This is a genomic window from Hungatella effluvii, assembly GCF_003201875.1.
Classification (GTDB): Bacteria; Bacillota; Clostridia; order Lachnospirales; family Lachnospiraceae; genus Hungatella; species Hungatella effluvii.
Window position 1 is genome coordinate 13,829 of record NZ_QJKD01000029.1, and the last position, 25,224, is coordinate 39,052.

Below are 25,224 nucleotides of genomic sequence, written 5' to 3' on the forward strand. Positions count from 1 at the left end.
CTATTGCCCTAACTGTGCTTTTGTATTATTAACCCAGTCAGATACTCCTTTATAGAACTCCTCACGGGCGGCTTCTGCCGTCAGCTGCTTTGACAAAATCTGATTATTCACTGCCTGAAGCGGAGTTCTCCAGAACCAGTAATCATCTGTCTTAAACATAGCGTTAATCTGATAATCGTGGCGCTTCTTGTTAATTTCATAATCCATCATAGTAACTTTGCTGGTGTCTGCAAGTGCTGTAACTTTATCCTGAGCGTAATTTGTTAAATAGAAGTCTACAATCTCCGGTGTCGTGGTCAGCTTCTTGATAACTTCCCATGCAGCGTCCGGGTTTTTGGCTGATTTGGTTATAGAGAAGCGGAAAAATTCAGGGAAACCTTCCATTCCATTTTTGCCAGTCGGTACAAGCAAAGGAATATATCTGTCACAGATCGCGCTGTCGCCCGCATACACATACTTCATATAATTGGTTCCAACATTATTGGTATCGAAATTGATTGCAATGTCATTTTCATCCGTAAAGAATTTTTCGCTGCCGTTTCCGGTTGCCACCCCTTCCGGACAACAGTTAACCAGCCTTATCATATCAGTAAAATAATTAAGAACCTCAGGAGAATTCTTTACATACTCCACATATTCATTTGTATCCATATCTGACAGCATCATAGTATCGCTCTTATAGGTCTTTACCGCATCATAGCTGATCGCATACCACTCCATCCAGGTTGAGAATAAATATCCGCCGTAGTTGGTGGCTCCAGTTACAGGATTTTTACCGGTCATCTTTTCTGCCATATCTACCAGTTCCGTAAAAGTTGTACTTTCAGTAGGCGTCTCTACTCCCCAATTTTCAAAAAGCTGCTTGTCATATACAATAATATTGCTTGCCATAGTCATTGGAAGACCAAATACCTGCCCTGTGTTTTCGGGATAGTTAAAGGAATTATACTTCGCATAAAAAACGGCCGGATCGATAAATAACTGATTCAGACTGTTGAAATTAACTTCTGTATCCTTATTCAAATAGTCTGTCAGATCAATATACCACCCGGGAACTGCTTCCTGATTTGTATAAAACCCAACATCAACCTCACCAGAAGTTACAAGAGTCTCCATTTTCTGAATCCACCCGTCCCATGGAATCGAGACTAAATCAATGTCATAATCCGGAATCTGCTCTTCTAAAAATGCTTCAAATTCTCCCAGTCCCTTCTTTTTAATCCCTGATATAGGATCTACGGTTGTTTCCTCACTGATACCGGGAACCACAACTCTAACCACTTCTTTCTCAGAGGCCGCTGCATCTTTAGCATCTTTAGCATCTTTAGCACCTTCAGCTCTTCCTTCTGAAGTCTTATCCTCTCCGCCCCTCTCTGCCGTCTGTGTTCCTGATCCGCCACATCCTGTCATTAGTGCGGACACGCCTAATGCGATTGATAACATAATGCTTAAAGTTTTCTTCTTCATTTCTTCTCCCTTTCCCCGGATGCGGGTCCACCGCCTCCTCAATACCGGTTAATAGTTTCAGTCATCTTCTAAATATCCTCGATTTTTTACCCTCCTTTGCTCATATGTAGAACGTACTACCTTTGTTTGTCTATATATTATATTTTATTTTAGTGTATGTCAATAGTTATTAGCTATTTATTAATAAAATTGGTAGGATGTTCTATGTTTATAGTTTTATAATTGTTGATTTTAACTATATATCTTTTGACTACGGTTTCCATAACAAAAAAAGCTGCAAAAGTGATCTTTCACTTTTGCAGCTTTTTAATGCAGAAGAAGGGACTTGAACCCTCACAGTATTGCTACCACACGGACCTGAACCGTGCGCGTCTGCCAATTCCGCCACTTCTGCATTGCTATACAGCATATAATTGTACGAATTGGTTGTCCAATTCATACAATTATATTACTATATTTATCCAAAATAATCAAGTACTTTTTTCAATTTTTTAAAAATAATTCAATTTTGTTATACGTAACCCAGTAATCCCGGCAGCCACAGCGACAGAATCGGCACGTAGCTGACCAGCAGAAGGACGAGGAAAATGGCCGCAAAGTAAAGAAGAAGCGGTTTAATGACATTTTCAATCTTCGTCTTACCCACCTTTACACCTACGAACAGGGTCGTACCGACCGGAGGCGTGATGGTTCCGATACATAAGTTAAAGATCATCATGATGCCGAAATGTACGGTATTCATCCCCAGCTTCTGGCAGATCGGAAGGAAGATCGGCGTGAAGATCAGACAGGCCGGTGTCATATCCATGAACGTACCGATAATCAGCAGAAGGATATTGATGATAAAGAGAATGACGTAACGGTTATCGCTGATGCTTAACATGGCCTCTGAAACGGCCGTTGGAATCCCGGTAAAGGCCATGACCCAGCTCATGATGCTGGAGACACCGATTAAGAAGATGATGATCCCCGTCATCTCTGCGCTGTCTAAGAATATCTTCGGCAGCTCCGAAATCTTAATAGACTTATAGAAGAACAGGGACAGGATCAGGCTGTATACAACTGCAACCACACTTCCCTCTGTCGCCGTAAAAATACCGGAGATAATACCGCCGATTACGATGATGATCATGAGCAGACAGGGAATCGCCTGGAAAAATACTTTCACTTTCTCACTCATGGAATACCGTCTTGTGCTGCGGTAGCCGCGTTTTTTCGCAAAATAGAAAATAACGGCCATACAGGCAAGGCCCCAGAGGATGCCGGGGATATAGCCCGCCATGAAAAGCGCCGCAACGGAGGTTCCTCCGCTGACTAAGGAGAAGGTAATCATAACGTTGCTGGGAGGAATGAGCAGGCCGGTTGGCGCCGTCGCAATATTGGCCGCCGCCGAGAAATCGCGGTCGTACCCCTCTTCCTCCTCGATCGGTCCGATGATGGAACCCATGGCGGAGGCCGCCGCGGTACCGGAACCGGAAATCGCTCCAAACAGCATGTTGGCAACCGCATTGGTGTGAGCCAGCGCTCCCGGAATTCTTCCGGTAAACAGTTTTGCAAAATTAATGAGACGGATCGCAATTCCGCCTTTGTTCATGATATTTCCCGCCAGGATAAAGAACGGAATGGCGAGAAGGCTGAATACTGAGATTCCTGAAAAGATACGCTGCGCTCCCGTAAGTACCGCCGCTCCCGTATTGAGAACCGGCAAAATCGCACAGATAGAGGAAACTGCCAGAGCGACCGCGATCGGTACGCCGGCCAGCAGCATAATCACTAAGAGGACCAGGATAATCAGTCCGCATGCAACCGCTATATTCATACTCTCGCCTCTCCCTTCTCACTGAAATCGCCATGCAGCATGTCCATGGCATTGGTAAAGCTGAAAAACATAATCAGAATTCCCGTCACCGGCACGATCATATAGATGTATCCCATGGGAACCTGAAGGGAGGCCGTCGTCTGAATCATGGTCAGCTTCGTGATGGAGATTCCTCCGTAAACCATAACGACCGCCGCAAACGCAAAGGTCAGAAAATCGATGGCTGTCTCCAGTACTTTTCTGGGAGTTCCCGTTATCTTATCAGCCAGGAAGCCCATTCTCATATGGTCCCGTTTTCCAAACACATAAGCGGAGGCGAGCAGAGCCATCCAGGTGAAGGAATACGTCAGAAGCTCTTCCGACACGGTACTTGGCCGGTTAAAAAAGTATCTCGTAACAATCTGGTATGTGCCGATGACCGTCATCATGGCAAACAGGAAAATAATGAACAGTCCCAGAATTTTCATCAGGACTTCTCTGATTTTATGCAGTGCTTCCATGCTTACTCTTCCCCTTTCGCCTGTTCATTAACGTTCTGAATGTGCGCGTAAAAATCGCGGATTTTCGGATTGTCATTCAGCATCTTCTCATGGAGCGGAAGTACTTTTTCCTTAAAGGCATCCACATCGACATCGATGAATTCCACGCCCATGTCTTCTGTGGCGATCTTCTTTGCCTCCTCGATGCTCTTGTCCCATTCTTTCATCTCCACTTCCGTGGAAAGCGCTGCCGCATCCTTAAAGATCTGATACTCTTCCGGGCTCAGTCCCTCTAAAAACTTTAAGTTGGCGACCAGCATGTCCGGCACCATCTGATGCTTGTTGTAGCTGTAGTATTTTGCCACCTCACCGTGTTTGTTATTCGTCAGGGCCAGCTCGTTGTTCTCTGCGCCGTCAATCACGCCCTGCTGAATCGCGGTATAGACCTCGCCGAAGCCCATGGGCGCCGCCGCGGCTCCAAAGGAGTTGACCATGGAAACGCTGGCCGGGCTCTGCTGTACTCTGATTTTCTTTCCCTTTAAGTCTTCCGGAGTACGAATCGGCGTTTTGGCATAGAAGTTTCTCGTACCCGCATTATACCAGGTAACGACGCGGAATCCGGCCTCGTCGGTGGACTCGTAAACCTGTTCCATGTAGTCGGAGTCTTCCATGACAGTTTTATATACATCTTCCGAATCAAACAGATACGGCATGCTGAAAATTTCGTAGACATCTGCAAACGTCTCTAAGTTGGCGGTTCCTGCCACAACAAAATCGATGGCTCCCGTCTGTGTCAGCTCGATCGCCTTCTGGGCGGAACCCAGAATCTCGTTCGGGAATATCTGTACCTCATACTTATCCCCCAGCCGTTCCTCCACGTATTCCTTAAAGGCCAGTAGCCCCAGATGCTCCGGATGGGTCTCTGACTGTGCGTGGGAAATACGGATAATCCGTTTTCCTGAAGTGATGGAACCACAGCCGGTGAGTGATACCGCCATGGCCGCGGCCATTAAAACAGCGGCTGCTTTTTTAATCATTTTTTTCAATGCTCTCCATTCCTTTCCTTCTCATACATTACATAGTTCACCTACTATTTATCCCCGTTCCAAGGTATGTATATACTTCGAAACGGCCGGAATACTCTCCGGCAGCAAAAACAGTCAAACAAGAAAGAATCCCGCTCGCGGGATTCTCCGCCTGCGGCGGGTCGCTGCGGCGACATAATTCCCTGCCGCCGCAGTGCGATCCTCCGCGGAGCGGTTTTTATTTAACAGGAGAACTTTCCTGTTAAATAAAAAATCTCCATGGCTGCTTTTGTGTTACAAAATTGTTAAGATCTTGACATTTTCTTAACAGTAACATTATAAAGCCATGGAGATTAAATGTGTACAGTAAAATATTGACATTAAGGAGGGTAATATTACCCACTTTTCCAGCATTAGGAAGGTTGCTTTATTTCTATGACGGAAGCCTGTCCCGATATTCCGACGGCAGCTGACCTGTGATCCGCTTAAAGATTTTTGAGAAATATTTTGAATCGCTGTAGCCCACGCTTCTGCTCACATCCTTAATATTGGCCCGTGGGTCCTCCAGCAGTTTTTTCGCCTCCTTCACCCTTAAATGGGTCAGATATGCGGTAAAATTCTGATCGAAACACTGCTTAAACAGACGGCAGAAATATACCTCTGAATAGTTCATGGCGCGCGCCGCGTCCTGCATGGAAATATCGCGGCTGTAGTTCTCCCTGACATAGGCGCGAATGGCGGCAGCTACTCTGGAGTACCCGTTTTCCGGTTCCTGATCGGGATCATCCTCCGCTCTCCGGCTGGTTCCGGCATCGGTACTGCGGCCGCCTTCCCCGTCCCTGCCATTTTCCCCGTCCCTGCCGCCTTCCCCGGCAGCAGCAAAACCGCTCCTCCCAAAGGCTGCTCCGCCCGCCGGGCTTTCTGCCTTTCTCCGGCACAGATCAGCCTGGCGCATGGCCTCCTCCATCACCGGGATGAGCTCCTCGTCATCACACGGCTTTAAGAGATATTCCAGCGCATGGAGGGAAACCGCCCGCTTCGCATAGGAAAAATCGTCATACGCTGTTAAAAAGATGATAACGCAGTCCGGATGGCTCTTTCTGATCCACTCTGCCGCCTCCACGCCATTCATCCCCGGCATTCCAATATCCATGATCACAATAGGCGTGTCGTTCTTATCCACCGCCAGGATCGCCTGCATGCCGTTTTCCGCATGAAAGACCTCACAGCTCTCTCCAAAATACTTTTTGAGTTTCCTGCTGAAGGACAGCCTCTCTATTTCTTCATCATCTGCAATCAACACCCGGTACATGGTTCTTTCCCCTTTCTGTATCTTTGTATCCCCACGCATACCATAATCCCCTACATCTCAGCCACAGTAAACGCCATGCGCACGACGGTTCCCCGCCCTTCTCTGCTGTCGACCAGCAGTTCTCCGTCGGGATACATGGTCTTAATCCGCCGGCTGATATTGCTGACTCCGATTCCCAGTTTCTGGCTCTCACCGTTTCTCAGCTCTTCCCGGATTTCTGCAAGCCGCTCCGGCGCAATCCCGGCTCCGGTGTCGGATACAGAAATAAAGATTCGTTTTCCCCTTATCCAGGACCGGATATGGAGCCGTCCGCCTTCCGGCTTTACCGCAAGGCCGTGGACAATGGCATTCTCCACCAGCGGCTGTAAGGCAAATACCGGAATCATGACTTCCATGGTATCCTGGCTGCAGTCCGAGGTATACCGGATTCTGCTGCCAAACCGCATCTTCTGAAGGTAAATGTAATCCTCCACCACCTTCTTTTCCCGCTCAAAGGGCATCACGGACGCCGTAGATTTTAAATTGTAGCGGAACAGTCTGCTCATGGCCTGTATCATCTTCTCTGTCGTCTCCGCCTCCTCCATCTCCGCAGCTCCGGCAATGGTATTTAGCGTATTAAACAGAAAATGGGGATTAATCTGGTTCTTTAACATCTGAAGCCGGACTGCCTCCAGCTGCGTCTCGACCTCATGCTTCTCTTTCAGCGTCTCGATATATCCCTGTGTGGAACATTTCATCCGGCAGAACGCCCGGACGAGATCCGCAATCTCATCTTCACATTCCGTTGAAACGGGAGGACCGCTGTAATCATTTTCCGCGATCCGTCTGGAATCCTCCGCCAGCGCCTGCACCGGCCCTACAATGTGCCTGCCAACCGACCAGTTCAGCCATAGGACGGCGGCCAGAGCAAGCGATCCCCAGAGAATCGTAAACGTCGGAATCAGGAGAAACAGCGGAATCTGCTTTTCATATCTCCGGATTCCCGCGGCCACATTCATCTCCTGAAGACTTCCGGCGTAGCTCTTGATATAGTTCTGCATCTGATAAATCTCATACAGATTCTGAACGTACTCAGGGTCATCCTCAGACATCGAAAGCAGCTCGGCCTTCCTCTTCTCATACGTGTCGTAGCTGTTCTTCACGGACCACGTCTTTGCAAAACGTTCCCGCCCGATCTCGTCATAATCATACGGCAGAGCCTCCAGAGCCTTTCTCGCCGCACCGCTCGCCTCTTCGTAGGCGGCTCTGTTATCCTCTGAACGTTCCCGGATCATGGTCTTAAACGTCCGGCTCTCCGTCTCCATCGCCGCCTGAAAGGAAGCGCTGCGGGAATTGTCCTCCAGGATCTTCCGAAACCCGTTCATGCCGAAGCCCGCGGTCACAAGGTTCATCAGGATCGAAAATGACACCGCAAATGCGGCGAGCACCGTAATTGCGCCCACCTTTTTGCGCAGAGGAAGCGAGAGCCACGTCCTGCGTACCTTATCACCAAATGATCCTTTCTCCTTCACCCTGTCCATCAAACTGTCCTTTCCCTGCTGCATACCGCTGTACCGGTAAATCGAAAAAAGGATTTCATAAAAGGCTTTCACCTTTCACAAAATCCTCACCTGAGCCTTCGCTCTTATCATGCGGGAGATGGGACTTGAACCCACACGAGCATTCACCCACAAGATCCTTAGTCTTGCCTGTCTGCCAATTCCAGCACTCCCGCACAGCCATATCATAATACCAATAAATGGAGAAAATGTCAATATGTTTTGCAATTTTTAATTTTATTTTTTTCTCTGCTCCGGCTGCAATTCCACTATTTCCCAAGTTCCGCATTTCTCCGGTAATCGGTCGGCGATATGCCGCAGATCGCTTTAAATGACTTCAAAAAATGCTTGTCGCTCTCAAATCCTACTCTCCGTCCGATATCCTGTATCTTCTCATCGGTCGTTTCCAGGAGACGCTTCGCCTCCTCAATCCTGAGATTTTTTAAGTAGCTCACAAAATTAACGCCTGTGTATTCCTTAAATGCGATCGAGAACAGCGAATAATTCATCGACACGTAATTCGATACCATAGCCATATTTAAATCCGTCCGGAAGTTCTCCTCCACGTAGCGCACCGCGGTCCTGATCTTGTTCCGGTTCTGATTGCTGTCATATACTTCATCCATACAGCTGCGGATCTGTCTGACCCAGGTGCAGAAGCTCTCCTCGTATTCCTCCGCGTTCAAGAAGGCCAGAGGCTGCTCCATGTCAAACAGCGGCTGCTTCTCTTCGCTAACCATCTTCCTGTAAGAGCCGCTCAGCTCTCTCTGAAGCCTGTCCGCCGATTCTATCACATCCGCCATGGCCATCTGACCGTGCCGTGCCTGAAAGAGCAGATGCTTAAAAGACATCACCGCCTTCTCCATATGCTCCGTCGGAAACTGGCTCACGAAATGAGCGACGAACTCTTCCGGCACGTGCCCCCCGTCTTTTCCGGCTGCCATATCCGCCGGACAGCACCGGGAAAGTCCCCGAAAATACGCGTAAAGCCTGGCCTCTGCCGCCTCACGGTACGCGTCCCCGCACGCTTCAAAGGAGCAGTGTTCCCCGCTTACGCCCACAGCACCTGCCAGTCCCGCGTTCTGTAGAAACTTTTCCGAATGTTCAGCCTGTAAAAAGCGGATTTCCTGTCCGTCCATCTCCAGCTCCAGACAGCCCGGCTCCGGCTCTTTTTCCTCTTCTCCCCTCCGCCTGGCGCTCACCACCGCATAATAAGGCTCCTGTCCCATATACTGTTCAAACTTCCACCGCACCGATTCCAGTTCCTTCTCCGTGACAGACGGCTGCTTCAAATAGAGCATGAGTTCCCTGGTAAATGCCTGAAGTTCGATTCCTTCCAGCTTCTTCTCCCCATTAATCTCTGCGTCCAGCTTCTTTAAAAGTTCTTCAATCTTCTCGCGTTTTACAGGTTTTAAGATGTAGTCCTTCACCCCATGCTTCAGCATCTCCACCGCATAATTGAAGTCGTCGTATCCGCTTACCACGACGATCTTCGGACACTTTTTTAAATTCTCCGTCTCCTTTACCAGTTCAATCCCATCCATTTTCGGCATCCGGATATCGGTAAACATGATGTCTATCTCACGTTTTTTCAGGATCTCAAGCGCTTCCTGTCCATTTCTGCACTCCAGAATCTCCGATATCTCCACACTGCTGCGCTTCGCCATGACAGCAATTCCCTGGCGTATCATCTTCTCATCTTCCACAATCAACAGCGTTCTCATCTGCTATCCCTCCATTACCATTCATGAAATAACCCATTCTCACTACAGGCGTTTAAATCGCCATCAGCCTCCCTGTGTGTATAGGGAAGGCGGATGCTTACCTTGGTAAAGCACCCTTCCTTCGATGCAAAATGAAGTCCGAAGCTTTCCCCGAACCGTATGTGAATTCTGTCCTGTACATTTTTTAAGCCGATACCATTGCCGGAGCCTCCGCTCACCTCGATCTCGCCGCTGACCTTCTTTTTCAGCAGCTCCACCTGATTTTCGTCCATTCCCTGCCCGGAATCGGTAATCTCAATCTCATAGTCTTCATCGCGGCAAACCGCCTTGATGTAGATGGTCGCATCGTTTTCCGTCTCCTCGATCCCATGGATAATCGCATTTTCCACGATCGGCTGGAGCGACATCTTGGGGACCTGCTGCTCATAGATATAATCCGGGATCCGGATCGAGAGCAGGATCGCAAAATCATACCGGAGGTTCATGAGCTGAATATAATTTTTAATATACTCCATCTCCTGGCGGATAGTCACATCGCTGGAGGTCCATTTCATCCCGTACCGAAGCAGTTCACCAAGCGCGGTCACCGAATCCGATATCTCATACTCTTCTTTGATTTCCGCCATCATTTTTACCGCCTCCAGCACATTGTAGATGAAATGCGCATTAATTTGATTCTGAAGCGCTTTGATCTCCGTGTTCTTGATCAGCACCTCACGGTTCACATTCTCCGCCATCAGGACTGAAATCCGGTCCAGCATCTTATTAAACTGCGTGCTCATCTCTCCCATCTCGTCTCTTCCCGGTTCGTAAACACGCTGCTCCAAATCGCCCTCCTGGACTTTGCGTACCACGGAAAGCATCTCATAAAACTTTTTTAAGAGTGCCTTCACCACGCCGTTTACCGCAAAGGCCAGGCACACGAAAATCACCAGCAGTACGGCGATCAGCAGATTGCGCTGTCTCGACAGCCGGTTCATCTCCGTCTTCATGCTGGTAATCTGTATATAGGTTCCGGATAGTTCCTTCACCGGCTGACAGACCACGATCATGTCATCTCCGCCAGCTTTTACATACTCGGTCAGAAAACCTTCCCCGGAGGCCTTACCCTTTAAAACCGCTTCCAGCACCTCCTTGTCAGGCTGCCAGCCCTGTCCGCCAGTGCCGTTGTCATGCACCTTTCCGTCCACAGACACAAAGCACGCCCAGCTTTCGGCCTTCGCCTCGTACAGCTCCGGAAAAAACGTATCCATAGAGACTGCGGCCTCCACTACACCGATGGGATTCCCATAATCATCCGTCACCTCCTGAACGAGGGCCATCAGATGATCTGAGGTATTCACCGCAAAATCCTTCATAACGGTATCGGGATAATCAATCTGCCATTTCCCCGGCTCATAGTTTTCTCCCCACGGCACCTCCAAAAGCCTGCTGCCATGGTAAAGAACCGGCATCATTTCCGGGAAATCGTCGTTGTAAGCATAAACCCGCACCTGATATAAGTAAGGATTGCTGTTAACCAGACGTTCCAGCATGGCAATGTCATTTCTGTCAAACTTCAGATAATCCTTTGCCGAAATCACCTCATCATTTTTCAGACGAACCAGCATGTCCTTAAGCCCCTGATTGTTTAAAAAGGACTGAACGGACATATTGGAAAATTCAATGATACTCTGCATATTGCTGTAATTTTCCTTCACCCGGTTTGCGTTCTCTGTCTTCGCCTGCCAGATGATATTCCCGGATATATTCCGATACAGAAAAATGGAAAAAGCAATCATCGGCACAACGACGATCACCATGACCGCCAGCGTGAATTTCTGATTCAGTTTAAGATTTGTGAAAGCCTTCTTCATCCTCAATTCCCAGCTTCTCCTTGTTCTTGTTGTAAAGCGCATCCAATTTCGCCGTATAGGCGTCGTAGTCATTCCTGTCACGGAGCTGCAGATAGTCGTTCAGAATACGGTCAAATTCCGCTTCGTCTTCCGAAAGCAGCAGCTTCGGCAGCGTCTCTCCCCATATCTTCTGCTGCCTTTTATGAAGATCCATACCCTCTCTGTCGCTGCCGAAGTGAATGCTGTACTGGGCGGTATAGACCGTATAGGGATACGTCCATTCCTCCAGCTGCCGGATTGCGTAATCCGGCTCCTCCTTCCACTGACTCTGAACCACTTTGTTTAGCAGCATCCAGTACGTATTGTCGCCGCCATACCGCTCGTCATACGCCTTCCGGTCAGAATAGAGCAGCTCCTTTACCTCCGGCTTCGTGCACGCCTTTCCATCCACCATGTCATACATGGATCCCTCGACGCCCAGGCAGACCATCTTCTGCCCTTCCTCGCTGATTAAGTACTGAAGCAGTTCCAGTGCCTTCTCCGGGTCCTTACAGTTTTTCGATATATACGTCACCGTCCATCCATAGATTCCGCTGACCGGAAGCTCCGGATCATCTCCCCTGGAGTTAGCAGGGCCTTTCACCGCCATGTACACGCTGTCCGGATTCCGCTCCGAGAGCATCCGCTGCTGATTCATGATATCCGAGGCCTGGAAAAACAGGCAGAAATACTGCCCCTTCGCCAGCTTTTCATTGATCTGCGCCCGCCTGTCGATAAATATCTCATCTTTTAAATAGCCTTCCTCCCCCAACTGCCGGAAAACCTTCAGCCATTGCAGATAATCCGGGTCCGTATTCCTGTCGTAATACCTGCCGGACTTTTCGTACGGAACCGCCAGAAAGGACTGGAGATAGGGACCGAAGGAATTACAGCCCTCGCTGGTAAACTCCTCCGCCCCTATGGGAATCAGCGGTTCTCCATCCACCTCCGGAAACTGTGACGCCGCCTTCCGGACAGCGTCGCAGAAGCCTTCCGGCGTTGACATATCCGGGCTTCCGATCGCCTCGTAGATATCCTTTCTCACCATAAAATTCTGGTTGGACGAGATTTTCTCCGTGCGGTAGTCCTCCGGCGTGTAAAAGGAGTTGGGATAGCCATACAGATTTCCGTCAGGCTGCTTGTACCAGCTCACCACATTCTCATCCAGCTCCCCGTAAAAAGCGGGGTCATACTGATCCGCCAGCTCATTTAACGCCCAGACCTGGCCTTTCTCGATCATATCATAGTTCTGTTTTTCCGACCATCCCAGAGTGACCAGATCCGGAAGCGTGTCAGCAGCGATCATGGCATCCATTTTCTCGCTCTCATCGCCCTTCGGGGTCTGATAATGAACGCTCACTCCCGTGGCATCCGTAATCGCTCTGGCAACCTCACTGTCGCCCCAGACCGTTGCAAACCAGGAGTAGTTGATGTACCAGTTTAAATCCACGACACCGGGTTCTGTCCCCGGCTCTTCCGAAGACGGCAGAAACGGTTCCCCTACCTGTCCGGACCGGCATCCGCTCACCGCGCATCCCAGAATCAGCAGAACCAGGCACAGCGCTCCCTTTGTTCTGCCGTTTATACTCCTCTTTCCCATAAAACGGCTCCTCTCAATTCCAATCTGCCTCACCGGCAGCAGTCTCTCACCAGGTAAAACGGCCAAAAGCCGCTGCCTCCATTAGTATACCATGGACGCAGCGGTTCTGTCCGCAGGATTATGGAAATTCATAACAGTTCAGACGGCTACTCTTTCACGCCTCCTGCGGAAAGGCTTCCGATGATGTATTTTGAGCAGAATGCAAATACGATCAGGATCGGTATGACAGAGATTGCCACTGCCAGGTAAATAGCGCCCTGGTTCGACGCGATATCCTTCGAGGAATTCAGGGAGGCGATCATGACCGGCAGCGTAAACTTATCCGGAGAATTCAGCAGAATCAAAGGCAGCAGATAACTGTTCCAGTTGCCGATAAATGCTCCGATCGCCATAGTCGCAATTCCCGGCGACATGAGCGGTAAAATAATCTTATGAAAAATGTGCAGCTCCTTCGCCCCGTCGATTCTGGCCGCCTCGATTAACGCCGGCTGGAGGGAACCTTCGCAGTACTGTCTCAGGAAAAACACGGTTCCGGGGGAAGCGATCGCCGGAAGGATCAGCGGCCAGTATGTATCGATCATGCGAAGCCCCGTAATCAGATCATAGAAGCCGATCAGGCTCAGCTGCCCCGGTATCATCATGAATATGATGATCACACCGCTTAAGAGCTTATTTCCCTTAAACTTATACATGACGAGGGCGTACGCCGCCATGGCCGAGAAATACGAGGTGAAGAGCGTGGCCGGAAGCGCTACCAAAAGGCTGTTGGCCATCCCCTTGAATAAATTAAAGTAGCTGGATACGATCGCCCAGTTCACGGACAGCGCGTGTCCGGGCACCAGGGTGAAGGATTTGACGATCTCCGATCCCGTGCGGGTTGCATTAACCATCATAAGCAGGAACGGCATCAGACAGATCACGGCCAGGAAAATCAGAATCGCGTAAAGAAGGCCTTTTTTTATTTTCGCTGTCATCTCTTATTCCCCTCCTTTTTCTTTCCATACATCATTTGAAACTGCAGAACAGAAAACAGCAGAATGATGATGAACAGGACGTATGCAACCGCCGAGGCAAAGCCAACCTGATTCGTCTCAAATCCGAACTTATACAGATACATAACGACCGTCTGTGTGCTTCCGCCAGGATTTCCCGCCGTGCCGCCGCAGATCAGGAATGGTAAATCGAACATCTGGAGCCCGCCGATTAAGGATGTAATCCCTACATAGAGCAGAATCGGCTTCAGCAGCGGAAGGGTGATCTTTGTAAATGTCTTCATCCTTCCGGCGCCGTCGATCGCCGCAGCTTCAAAGTAATCCCTGGAGATTCCCTGCACTCCTGCCATCAGCATAATAAAGGAGTTGCCGAACCACATCCAGGCGCCGATCACCGAGAGCACGTAGGGCGCTGTGGCCGTGGAACCCAGCCAGTTTATCGGATCAGCGGTAATCCCCGCTCCGACGAGAAGCTGATTTAAAGTGCCGTAACGCCAGTCTAAGAGTGTCTTGAACAGAAACGCAACCGATGTGGCTGCAATCAGATTCGGAAGGTAATATAATGCACGGAAGACCGCCAGGCCCCTGATCTTATATTTAATATCGCTGAACGCGATTGTAAGCGCCAGCGCCAGGCCCAGCTGGAGCACGATGTTGACGCTCCAGATTCTCGCGGTATTGCCCAGCGCCTTCCAGAAAAATTTGTCTGAAAGAACGCGCAGATAATTGGTGCCGCCCGTAAACATCGCATCACCGAAGCCCTTGTAATCGGTAAAGCTTAAGTAAAAAGTACGAACTACAGGATAGACATTAAATATGAAAAATACGATCACAAACGGGGCGACAAAAAAGTATCCTGTCCGGTCCACGCTTTTCTTTCTTCCGCCCTCCAAGGCTTTTCCTGCCATAGTCTCTCCTCCTGCCGTTTCATCAACGCTCAATCACAAGTTCCGGATACGTGGAAGCCACCACATCGTAAAAGTTATTGACCGCATCCTCCTCCGACATCTCTCCCATCTTAATGGAATTGATTGCCGCCGCCCACGCGTCTCCGACCTTTTTATCGTATTTCGTGACTCTGGAATAGTCGATTCCCTCAGCCTGCTTCAAGAAGAACTCATACAGCTTCTCACCGCCGTATACTTCATTTTCATCGTTCTTATGCTTTTCCAGGCACGGCAGATAGGAAACCACATCGCCCTGTGACGCCTCTACCCACCAGTCGAGAGTCTCTTCCGTCAGTGTACAGAACTTGATAAAATCCCATGCCAGCTCCTTATTTTTACTGAAGGTGCTGATTCCGATAAAGGTACCTCCGCTAAACCCGTAGGCAGGTCCCTGGCAGACCCTCCACTTGCCGGACAGCTCGCCCACGTGATCGCGCATGGTTCCCACGCCCCAGGCCGGCAGGCCGTAAGCAAAGATCTCCGTCATCTGGCCGCTTGCCTCTGCCGCCTCCTGTACCGCCGTCTCATCCCAGACATTGGTTCCCTTTGCGATAACCGGAACCGCCCCGCCCATCGCCTGATACCAGGTTGCGGACCAGGAATCTACGTATGCCGTCATATCATTTTGATATAAGTTCACGCAGAGGTTCATGTAATCCTTCCGCTGCTGGTCCACGATCAGCTTTCCGTCCTTCACCCAGGTGCTGTCTCCTGAGAAAAAGTTCATCTCGCCGTCGGAGGCAAAAATCTTATAGCCTGCGTCTTTTAAAGTCTGGCCAGTCTGAAGAATGGTGTCGTAATCCTGAAACAGCTTCCCGATCTCCTCCGGATCATCTGTTCCGAAAACCTTCTCGGCGATATCCTGTCTGTAATAAATTCCGCACGGGGTAATCTGGTAGGAAATGGCTCTCTGAATGCCCTCGGAGTCCTGGCCCACCTTCCATACGTAATCCACGATCTTATCCGCGTAATCCTGGGCATTGTAGGGAGCCTGGTTTAAATCCTCGAAGTAACCCGCTTCATACATATCCTGAAGCATCTGCGGCTCTCCCACGATGATATCGGGCGTCGTCTGCTTTCCGCGCATGGCCGTCTGGACCTTTGTCGGATAATCGGCCGGTGCAATCGTAACCGTCTCGATCTGTACATCCGGATTGGTCTCGCAGTATTTGCCGGCGAACTCCTTTAAGTCCTCGGCCAGGGTCCACACCACCAGCTTTTTGCCGGCTGTTTCACTTCCCGCCTTTGCCGGAGCTTCCTTCCCGGCTTCCGTGCCTGTCTCTCCACCCGTATTCCCGCCGCCGGAATTCCCCGACCCGCACGCTGTCATGGAACACGCCATGAGTCCTGCCATTACCGCTGCCACTGCCCTTTTTAATTTCATAAATCAAATCCTCCTCTTCGTCTGCCGTCCTTTCGGACTCTGTTTTTCACTTCTGAATTTCGATAACTTTATTATATCTGCCTTGTCTGCAGTGCATAATGTCTCAAATTTTTCTCAGGTGTCATTTTTTTATTTTTCAATCATTTTCATTTTTCTTCAGAGCTTCCCTGCCAGCGAAACCGTGATGGAGCGAACACGCCCCTCCCGCACCATCTCTGCCGCCGGCCCTGTCACGGTCCGGGAGAAAGACTCCTCCCCCTGCTCCGTCTCTACGGTGATTTGTTCCACCGTGTAAGTGCCCGGAAGGACCGATCTCTGCTCCGGCAGTTCGTAGGTGACGGGAACGCTCCCCAGAAATGTCGCCGTAATCGTCTTCTCCTCCCCGGTCAGATATTCCGGGAAACACGGTTCAAACGACAGCTCCAGCTTTCCATCCCTGATGGAAAACGGCTGTTTTCCAAACATCATGATCTCCCACATCTCCAGGAACTCGGCCGTCGAACCGCTGAGCCTTGCCACAAAGCCTTTTCCATGGTATCGCGGATTGGGATTGGCACTGCTGGCGATAAAGGAAGAATTTTCAAGCAGGCTTCTCCCGTACTGTTCCTCATTAAGAAACGGTACCGCGGCCTTGTGGAAGTCTTCTGTAAACTCCTGATACATTCCGGCCTTCAGCAGCTCCAGAAGGTATTTATACTCCATATGCAGCCAGACGGACTCATTCTCCAGCCATCCCGGGGTAAATGCACAGGCCCGCCCCAGTTCGAAGGTCACCTCGGAGAGCGACGCATTTACCTTGTACATCGAAAGCGCATCATCGTACAGCCTGCTTGCGCGGACACTCTCATAAACCGCCTTCCTCTCCTCTTCATCCGCCGCAATTTTCATATAGTGCACCGATCCCTCCAGAAAATCCGGCGTATTATGGACCCGGAATGCCTGCGGAAGGATTCCATCCGGCCCCTCCTTCCATTCCGTCACCTCATAGTAAAAATAGGTAGGCCGCACAGTTCTTCCCAGTCTGGCCGCCTTCCTGATTCCCATACGGAGGATATCGGAAAACTGCGTCAGCACGCGGACGGTCTCCTGCGCTTCCCATGTCACGCGCTCCCCCGATACCTCCCTGGAAGTGATATCCCAGAAATGCTCCTTCGCATCATTTACCGCATTCCAGAAGCCGGCCGCGGAGGTTCCTTCCGCCAGTTCCTTATAAAACTGCTGTCCGGCCCTGCAGACCGCGCCCGCGAGACCGGCCGTCTCCTTCAGCAGTATCACGGATTTTTCTGTTTTCTCCAGTGTTTCGATCAGGAACCTGACGCAGCGCAGCAGCTCGTATGTTTCCGCCATGGAGGAGCCCAAAAGCCCCGGCAGGCCGTTCAGCGCATCATACCAGCCCGGCTTGCCGCCTTCCGTCTCCAGTCCCATGCCGTACGGGTCCAGTGCCGCCATGCGGGTAATCACAAGCGTCATCATCTTGGAGGCCAGACTGGCCGTCACCATACAGCCGTTCCGGTCCTTCAAATACCGGTTTTCCTTCTTTTCGGTGTCTGCGTTGTCCTCAAGGAAATGGTACTGCCTGATCCCCTGTTCCGTTTTAACGTACCGTTTCCTGCGGGGAAGGATGCGTTTTTCCGCCTGACGGTAGCTGTAGCCGTCCTCCTCAAACAGAAGCGCTTCCCGGCGGTCCGGATAGACGGCCAGATACGCCTCCACCAGATCCAGGTTATAGGTCCAGTGGTCGCACCAGTAGCCCTCTCCGTACCTGGTCCGGTCCTCACTCCGGGCCAGAGCCATGATGCCGGCGAAAATACGCTCCCGGTCCGCCCTCTCTTCCACCCCTTCTGCCAGAATTTCATCCAGCTGTCCCGGTGTAAACTCTTTTGTAAAAAGGTCCTTAAGCGCATCTGCCGCGGCCGCCTCCACTCCTTCCAGAACCGGCATTTGCCCTTCCGGCATCGTATACGTGACTTTTTCGATTCCCAGCGGATTGTATCCATTTAACTGCAGCGCGTTGTAGAAGGTCCGAATGCTGCTGTCCCCGACAAACGGTGAAAAATAGACGTCACATCTGCGGTTCTGGCAGACATCGCGGAAATTGCCGTTCCCCTGGGTATACGGCTCAGGCAGCATGGAAAAGAAATTATAATCCCGCTCCATATCGCCGTGTTTTCTCGAATAGAGGTAAAAGGTCTTACTGCTTCCGATGCGCACCGGGTAACCGCCCCTTAAGAGATTGTCTAAATAATCCTGGCGGCAGTATGCGTCAAATACCGCATGGCCCGTCTTTCCCGCAATCCTGGATGTGATCTGCTCCGTGAGAGAGAAAGCCTCCCTCTGTTTTCCCAGAAACCATCCGTCCTCTCCGGACAGCTTCCACACCCGGTCGATGCGGGTCTGTTCCTTCGCCGTTCCATACAGCTCCCGCATCACCAGCGTCTCTCCGGGCTTCAGGATGCGGGAAGCGAGAAAGAAGCTGCACGGGGTATCGTTGCATGTAACCTGTTCCTTATGATCGGGCAGTCTGACGCCTTCCCGCTCAAATCCCCAGGCCCGCAGAAGCGCCGTGTCCGTCTCAAACAGAAGCTCCCGGTCCACGATGACAGGCAGAATCTCCCCTTCGCCGCCCCGGGCAAAGGCAAAATTCATCCCTTTTACTTCCGTCACCTCGGCGCTGTCCTCCATACTGGCTCTCACCCTGAATTTCGGCACACCGTTTCGGACATCCCTTACCTCCATCCACGCCTTTGCCGTCTGTCCCATATCCTTCATGGTGGTGCTGCTCACGCCGCAGGGGATCACCTCGGCCATGCCGTCCGCCGCCTCGACTGACAGATCTTCGCCTGTCACATTAGTAATTTTCACCTCTCTCATCAGGGCCGCCATGGGTTCCTGGGGGAGCGTCTCATACTCCGCCGAAATCCGGTACTGCCCGGTCTCCTCCTCAATCGCCAGGCTGTTCATGCCGATCACCATGCGCCGCGCCCTGTCTCTCCCGGAAAATGGTTCCTCATACGTTCCGTTCACTCTCAAAAAGGTACGAAAGCCCAGAAGCGGCGTCCTCTCATACGCCTGGTGAGCCGGATAAAATTCCATAATAGGATGGTCCTTATCCTGAATTCCAAAACAGGAGACACACTGGCCCCGATTCACGTAATAGCACCACAGGGGAATTCCGTGCTCCCCGCTGATCCCCGGTAAAAAGCTGGAAAAGGCTGATTTTAAATGGTAATTTTCTATAATATAGTTCTTATTTTTATCTAACATTGATATTCTCCTTCCTCCTTTTATCCCTTTGAATGCTCCCTTTTCATATCCGTACATTCATTATAAAAAAAGAAAAACCCGGCTGACAGTAGCCGGATTTTAGATTGGTGTTATTTTTTTATTATAGAAGGGGTGAAGCAATTTCGGCAGCATCCTGCCGCCAGCACAGTTTCTTACAGCCGCTTCACGCTGGAATTCCTCCCTTTTTATAGATAAAGCTTCCCGTGAAATAAAAAAACCCTGCAGACATTTAGTCTACAGGGGCTTCTGATGCAGAAGAAGGGACTTGAACCCTCACGGTATTGCTACCACACGGACCTGAACCGTGCGCGTCTGCCAATTCCGCCACTTCTGCATGTCTCTGCAATCTCTCGCAGCAACAGTAGTTATTATATTATAAAAGGGGCTTCCTGTCAATCATATTTTTACATATTTTAGAAAATATTTTTTTGTGTATATTTTTCAAAAAATGTTGACAATTCTTCTTAAAAATGGTATCATAGTCTTCGTTGCGCGGGAGTGCTGGAATTGGCAGACAGGCAAGACTAAGGATCTTGTGGGTGAATTCTCGTGTGGGTTCAAGTCCCATCTCCCGCACGAAAAGATGAATCGGTTTTTAACCGATTCATCTTTTTTTGTGCTTCCAGGGGTTAATGGTTCTTCTCTGTCTCTATCTGGCAGAGGAAAGGGGAGGCCGGCAGCTTTACCGAATTGCACAGATTGGCTCCTGACGGGTTGTTGGACCAGGAATATACGAGAGCATCCGGAAGCCTGTCCCGCATCGGCCACGGAACCACTACCGTGTTTCCTGCGATTCGTGCCTCTGCCGGAATTATTCTTACCTTCCTGCCATCTTCTTTCCCTTCTCCTCCATAGAAACAGTACTCAAATCCGCCAGGCGCAGTTCCGTCAAGCGTCTCCAGACCGCATTCCGAGTGATCGAAATGCAGAATCATTCCCTCCGCGGTCCTTTCACCGTAAGAAAACAACGGGCTCAGCCATATTCCGTCTTCTCCATAAGCCATTTGAAACGCCGCCATGGCCAGGCGCTCTCCCACGGGTTTCTTGTTCACCGGATGCAGGTCATTTTCCTCTCCGCAGTCCATCGATACCACCATGGCCGTACCGGGAACTGAAGTCAGCTTCCGCTGCATTTCCCGGAACTGTACCCAGTTTTTCCCAGCCTCCAGATCGTAACAGGGAAGCTGCACGAAGAGTACCGGTAAACCGGCTCTGTTCCATTTCCGCCTCCAGTCCTCGACAAGCCTGTTAAAATATCCGGGATAACGTTCATACTCATCCGCGTTCATCTCTCCCTGATACCAGCAGATTCCCTTCACCGGGACACGGTGCAGGGGGGCAATCATCCCCTGGTACATCCCCGCCGGCTTCCGTTCAAAAAAAGTCTGTTCTCCTAAAGTCTCCATCACCGCCCCCCGCCGGTATTCCCAGCCATCGGTGATGTCCCGCTCCTCTCCGTTCTCCCAGATAAGCCGATGACTCTTACCGCGCGTAAAGCCCCCCTGTCCATGGACGGCTGCGACACGCAGCACAAGCCGGTTGCGCCCCGGCCTGAGAGCCGTTGTCTCATACTCTCTCGGCGGATATCGATAGGAGGTGCTTCCTGTCTTTTCCCCATTTACAAAGAGGCAATCCGCATCGGTGATTGTTCCCAGCGATATTCGGACTGGCTGACCCGCTAAACCGGGAGGAATCTCCACACAGTTCCGAAGCCAGACGGTTCCGGCGCCTTTTAAGTCCTCCCGGTCATCCCAGCGGTCCGCAAGGCTGATTTTCTTCCAAAAGCGCCTGCCTCCTCCCGCGGCCCAGTTCTCCGCAAGCCCCTGATCTCTCTCAGCCAGCAGCCTCCACCATGCGGCAATGCGTGTTTCATCTTCTTTCCGTATCCGTTCCACGTACCCGGGATCACTGCAGGCATCCAGCTTCTTCCGTTCATCGGGAAAATCGCAGAGTGCCTCCCGGCTCATCCACGCCTGTACAGGGGTTCCCCCTACCGCGGTTAAGATCAGGCCGATCGGAATACGGTAACGCTTATACAGCTTCTGCGCAAAGAAAAAGCCGACGGCAGAAAATACCGGAGTATGTTCCGCCGCGGCCATCTTCCACTCCCCGCCGGACAGCGCGTCAGAGTCAGAGTCAAATTTCCACTGAATCGGAACCGCAAACTGACGGATCATGGGCGATGCGCCCTTTTTATATTCTTCAGGATACCGGTATTTGACCCGTTCCATGGGTAGCTGCATATTGGACTGCCCCGCCATGACCCAGATATCTCCGAAATAAAGATCATGAAACTCCAGTTCTTCTCTTTCGGATTCAACCCGCAAACGGTACGGTCCTCCTGCGGGAAGCGGAGGCAGCTCCACCAGCCACGTCCCAGCCGGGTTCACCACACCCCAGCCGGACTTCGGCTGAATCACGCCGTCTGCCTTTCCCCACTCAGGCTCCAGCTCTGCCCGCACCCCGGCTCCGGCTCTTCCCCTGCCGTGCACCGGGATCACTTCATCCCGCTGGAGCACCGCGTGGTCTGAGATGAGCGGTGTCACAGAAAACCGGACATTCTGTTCCATATCCGATCACCCCTTCACTCCAGTCGATGTAACGCCCTCCACGAAATACTTCTGCGCGGAGAAGAACAGGATCAGGGCCGGGAGCAGCGCCAGAAATGACATGGCGAGAATCTGGTTCCATTCCACGATACCGCTGCTCTGGTCGATGGACATTTTAAGCGCCAGCGCCACCGGATACTTTTCCAGGCTGGTCACGTAGATGAGCGGCCCAAGGAAATCATTGAAGCTCCATACGAACTGGAAGATCGTACAGCTGATCAGCGCCGGTTTTAAGGACGGCAGCAGAACCCTCATCAGAGTCTGGAAGGAATTACAGCCATCGATTGTGGCCGCCTCGTCCAGATACGTGGGGATCGACCGCATGAACTGAATCAGCATAAACACGAAGAAGGGTTCATTGGCAAACATGGTCGGTGCGATCAGCGGCACGTACGTGTTGAGGAGTCCCATCTGCTTCCACAAAATATAGAGTGGAATTCTTGTCACGACGGCCGGGAGAAACATGGTAGCCATCAAAATCGAAAAGCAGATCTTCTTAAATGGAAATTCAAACCTTGCAAAGCCATACGCGACAAGCGTACTGGATACGAGACAGAAGACAATTTTCGGCACCACGAACCGGAAGGTATTTATGAAAAACGTGGTGAACGTATACTTTGTCCGCGTCTTCCAGCCCTCTATATAGGGAGTAAAGTCGATCCGTTTCGGAATAAAACTGATCGAAGTAAATATTTCATTATTGCTCTTAAAGGTAGCGCCCACCAGCCATATAATCGGATAGATCATGACGAGCGCCACGACAATCAGGACGATATAACGGACGACGGAGCTGATGACCACCCGTCTGTGTCTCCGCATTTCCACTTCGCTGAATCCTCGCGTTTTCTCCATCTTTTAATTACCTCCGTCCGAATAATAGACCCACTTGTCCTGTGTCGCAAAGAGGATCAGGGTCACAGCCACGATGATGAGGAACAGAATCCAGCTGGCGGCACTGGCATACCCCATGTTAAAGTACTTAAATGCATTGTCATAAATATACATGGAAGTCAGATAGGTGGCATTTAACGGTCCCTTCCCCGTTACAAGATACGGGCCGTTGAATTCCTGGAACGCATTGACCAGCTGCATGACCAGATTGAAGAAAATCGTAGGTGTGATCAGCGGCATGGTAATATGGATAAAGGAATGGAGCTTGGTGGATCCGTCCACGCTGGCCGCCTCATAGAGATCCTGGGGTACGTCCTTGAGCGCGGCCAGGAAGATCAGCATCGCAGAACCAAACTGCCAGACCTTCAGGATTATGATGACGCTCATTGCCCCGCCCGGGGAAGAGAGCCATGCCACCGGCGGTATCCCGACAACGCCGATGATTCGGTTGATAAGCCCGTCCTGCTGAAACAGGAATCTCCACAGCACCGCTACCGCCACGTTTCCTCCCAACAGGGACGGAATATAGTAGGCCGTCCGGAAAAAGTTAATGCCCTTCAGCTTAAAATTCAATATGTATGCAATAAACAGGGCAAACGCCAGCTGTAACGGCACCGTAATCACAGTGTATTTTAACGTTGCGGTAAGCGTACCCAAAAAATCTTCATCCTGAAACAGCTTAGTGTAGTTAGCCAGACCAATGAAATTCGGTTCTCTCACGAGATTGTAATCCGTAAAACTGATAACCAGCGCGTTAATAAACGGATACAGGGTAAGAAAAACCATACCGATCAGCCATGGAAGAATATACACAAGACCCATTTTGCTCTTTCTCAAAGAATCTCCTCCTTCCTGCGTGCTCTTTATTTGCCATAGTCCTGTTTCAGTTTTGCAACCTGCTCGCTGGTGGCGTCAAAGATGGCCTGCGCGGCTTCCTCCGCCGTACTCTTTCCAAACTCAAACTTCTCGTAATTACTTTCATAGGAATTGGTAAATACGGCGTTCTCAAAGATCGGAGAGTTGTTGATTACTTTCGCCACATCGGTAAAGTCGTAAGCCTGCTTTACGGCTCCTGTGATCTGTCCGTCTGCCTCTAAGGAAGCCTTGGCCGCCTTGGAAGCCACCATGCCGCGGGTGGAACCCATGAGCTTCGTTCCTTCCGGATCGTTTAAGATATACTGTAAAAATTCAGCCGCTTCCTTTGGATTTTTGGAATCCCTGGAGATTGCAAACAGCAGGGAGGGCTTTGCCATAGTTCCTTCAAATACAGCTCCGTCGATCACAGGGAGCGGCGCAACCACCAGTTCGTCCCCCTTGTCCTCCAGAGTCTTGGCGTTCGAAGCGATTCCTCCGGTCCATTCCAGTACGCCAGCGTAGCCGCCATTGATATATTTTGCATTCTGGGCAATGGATACCGGCTCATTGCCTACATTCTCGATATAATCTTTTCTGGAACAGAAGACATGGGCATCCGCTAAGTCCTTATACCAGAGAAGTGCTTCCTTATAATCATCCACGGTGTAATTCATGCTTAAATCTTCTGCAAATTCGCCCTTCCCTGTCTTCTGCTGCAGATAGTAGACTGCTGCGAAACGGAACGTAGGGCTGACGATCATATACGCATTGGGATCCTGCTGGGTAAATATCTCCGCCGCCTTCTTATATTCCTCGAACGTCGTTGGAAGCTCGGTGATACCGGCTCTGTCAAACGCAGATTTATTGACGTATAAGCCCAGCGTGTTCTGGCCGTATGGGACTGCCTGCATCTTGCCGCCCGTCTTTCCGAATTCCAGGAAGCCCTCGTCGTACTGGGAGAAATCGAAGATGTCCTTCACCTGATCGAGATCGTAGAATCCGTCTCCGTTTGGACTATACTGGATAACCCAGGGATAGTTGACAGTCATGACATCTGCGGCGGTGCCGCCGGCATAGCGGGTGGCAAAGGTCTCTTCCAGATTGCCGAAGCCGGAGGGCTCTCCGGTCACTTCGATGGCGCCGGCGTGAGCCGCGTTGAAGGCGTCGATGGCGTTCTGTGTGGCCTGATGGCGGTCGTCATTGCCCCACCAGGAGAAGCTTAATTTCGCAGTCTCTCCCGATGCCTTAGACGCCTCCGGTGTTTTTCCGTCCGCTGCCTTCTCCGTCCCGGCCGCTCCGGTGCTTCCGGCCTCCCCGGTATTACCCGTTTCTGCGGTCTTGCCGCCGCACGCGGTCATTGCCATGCTCGCTGCCAGTACGGCCGCACATACGATACCTGCTTTACTCCATTTTTTCATCATAC

At 50.8% G+C, this 25,224-nt stretch carries 17 protein-coding genes and 4 tRNA genes; 1 reads left to right on the forward strand and 20 read right to left on the reverse strand.

The genetic code is table 11. From position 1 onward, the window contains the following. The 16 genes from DFR60_RS28965 to DFR60_RS29040 all read right to left on the reverse strand — a co-directional run bounded on the left by DFR60_RS28965 (window position 1) and on the right by DFR60_RS29040 (window position 19,780). Window positions 1-1,467: an ABC transporter substrate-binding protein gene (locus tag DFR60_RS28965; protein WP_110326617.1), complete on the reverse strand. Its 1,467-nt coding sequence runs from the start codon at window positions 1,465-1,467 to the stop codon at window positions 1-3. A 310-nt stretch (window positions 1,468-1,777) separates the two neighbouring features. Further along, window positions 1,778-1,861, reverse strand: a tRNA-Leu gene (locus DFR60_RS28970). A gap of 117 nt (window positions 1,862-1,978) precedes the next feature. Beyond that, entirely contained in the window at window positions 1,979-3,286 is a 1,308-nt protein-coding gene (locus tag DFR60_RS28975; RefSeq protein ID WP_110326619.1) for a TRAP transporter large permease, read from the reverse strand. After that, entirely contained in the window at window positions 3,283-3,786 is a 504-nt protein-coding gene (locus DFR60_RS28980) for a TRAP transporter small permease (RefSeq protein WP_110326621.1), read from the reverse strand. The genes DFR60_RS28975 and DFR60_RS28980 overlap by 4 nt, the downstream gene beginning before the upstream one ends. 2 nt (window positions 3,787-3,788) lie before the next feature. After that, window positions 3,789-4,802, reverse strand: coding sequence for a TRAP transporter substrate-binding protein (locus DFR60_RS28985; RefSeq protein WP_110326623.1), 1,014 nt, complete (start codon window positions 4,800-4,802; stop codon window positions 3,789-3,791). A 421-nt stretch (window positions 4,803-5,223) separates the two neighbouring features. Beyond that, window positions 5,224-6,102 carry a response regulator transcription factor gene (locus DFR60_RS28990; RefSeq protein ID WP_110326654.1) on the reverse strand — a complete coding sequence of 293 codons (879 nt, stop codon included), beginning with the start codon at window positions 6,100-6,102 and terminating at the stop codon, window positions 5,224-5,226. A gap of 50 nt (window positions 6,103-6,152) precedes the next feature. Continuing rightward, window positions 6,153-7,646, reverse strand: a complete 1,494-nt coding sequence (locus tag DFR60_RS28995) for a sensor histidine kinase (RefSeq protein ID WP_432764134.1) — start codon at window positions 7,644-7,646, stop codon at window positions 6,153-6,155. Window positions 7,647-7,732: 86 nt separating this feature from the next. Next, window positions 7,733-7,816, reverse strand: a tRNA-Leu gene (locus tag DFR60_RS29000). A gap of 93 nt (window positions 7,817-7,909) precedes the next feature. Next, on the reverse strand, window positions 7,910-9,364 hold the full coding sequence (locus DFR60_RS29005; protein ID WP_207659588.1) for a response regulator: 1,455 nt from the start codon (window positions 9,362-9,364) through the stop codon (window positions 7,910-7,912). Window positions 9,365-9,378: 14 nt separating this feature from the next. Beyond that, window positions 9,379-11,220, reverse strand: a complete 1,842-nt coding sequence (locus tag DFR60_RS29010) for a cache domain-containing sensor histidine kinase (RefSeq protein WP_167437760.1) — start codon at window positions 11,218-11,220, stop codon at window positions 9,379-9,381. Further along, window positions 11,195-12,838, reverse strand: a complete 1,644-nt coding sequence (locus tag DFR60_RS29015; RefSeq protein WP_110326658.1) for a type 2 periplasmic-binding domain-containing protein — start codon at window positions 12,836-12,838, stop codon at window positions 11,195-11,197. Before DFR60_RS29015 ends, DFR60_RS29010 begins: the two co-directional genes overlap by 26 nt. 146 nt (window positions 12,839-12,984) lie before the next feature. Next, window positions 12,985-13,812, reverse strand: a complete 828-nt coding sequence (locus tag DFR60_RS29020) for a carbohydrate ABC transporter permease (protein ID WP_002603709.1) — start codon at window positions 13,810-13,812, stop codon at window positions 12,985-12,987. Next, window positions 13,809-14,738: a carbohydrate ABC transporter permease gene (locus DFR60_RS29025; RefSeq protein ID WP_110326629.1), complete on the reverse strand. Its 930-nt coding sequence runs from the start codon at window positions 14,736-14,738 to the stop codon at window positions 13,809-13,811. The genes DFR60_RS29020 and DFR60_RS29025 overlap by 4 nt, the downstream gene beginning before the upstream one ends. Window positions 14,739-14,760: 22 nt before the next feature. Next, a complete protein-coding gene (locus DFR60_RS29030) occupies window positions 14,761-16,161 on the reverse strand; it encodes an ABC transporter substrate-binding protein (protein WP_110326631.1) in 1,401 nt (466 codons plus the stop codon). A 156-nt stretch (window positions 16,162-16,317) separates the two neighbouring features. Next, window positions 16,318-19,425: a hypothetical protein gene (locus DFR60_RS29035; protein ID WP_110326633.1), complete on the reverse strand. Its 3,108-nt coding sequence runs from the start codon at window positions 19,423-19,425 to the stop codon at window positions 16,318-16,320. A gap of 271 nt (window positions 19,426-19,696) precedes the next feature. Beyond that, a tRNA-Leu gene (locus DFR60_RS29040) sits at window positions 19,697-19,780 on the reverse strand. Between the two features lie 158 nt (window positions 19,781-19,938). Here DFR60_RS29040 and DFR60_RS29045 point away from each other — a divergent pair. After that, window positions 19,939-20,022: transfer RNA gene (locus DFR60_RS29045), tRNA-Leu, on the forward strand. 53 nt (window positions 20,023-20,075) lie between these two features. On the opposite strand, the gene DFR60_RS29050 is transcribed toward DFR60_RS29045, so the two are convergent. The 4 genes from DFR60_RS29050 to DFR60_RS29065 are packed head-to-tail and all read right to left on the reverse strand — an operon-like array spanning window position 20,076 to window position 25,222. Further along, window positions 20,076-22,016 (reverse strand): sialate O-acetylesterase, encoded by a 1,941-nt coding sequence (locus DFR60_RS29050; RefSeq protein WP_110326635.1) that lies wholly within the window; start codon window positions 22,014-22,016, stop codon window positions 20,076-20,078. Window positions 22,017-22,022: 6 nt separating this feature from the next. Further along, window positions 22,023-22,907 (reverse strand): carbohydrate ABC transporter permease, encoded by an 885-nt coding sequence (locus tag DFR60_RS29055; RefSeq protein WP_110326637.1) that lies wholly within the window; start codon window positions 22,905-22,907, stop codon window positions 22,023-22,025. A 3-nt stretch (window positions 22,908-22,910) separates the two neighbouring features. After that, window positions 22,911-23,783 carry a carbohydrate ABC transporter permease gene (locus DFR60_RS29060; RefSeq protein WP_110326639.1) on the reverse strand — a complete coding sequence of 291 codons (873 nt, stop codon included), beginning with the start codon at window positions 23,781-23,783 and terminating at the stop codon, window positions 22,911-22,913. Window positions 23,784-23,809: 26 nt separating this feature from the next. Next, entirely contained in the window at window positions 23,810-25,222 is a 1,413-nt protein-coding gene (locus tag DFR60_RS29065; RefSeq protein ID WP_243005214.1) for an ABC transporter substrate-binding protein, read from the reverse strand. Between the last annotated feature and the right edge of the window lie 2 nt (window positions 25,223-25,224).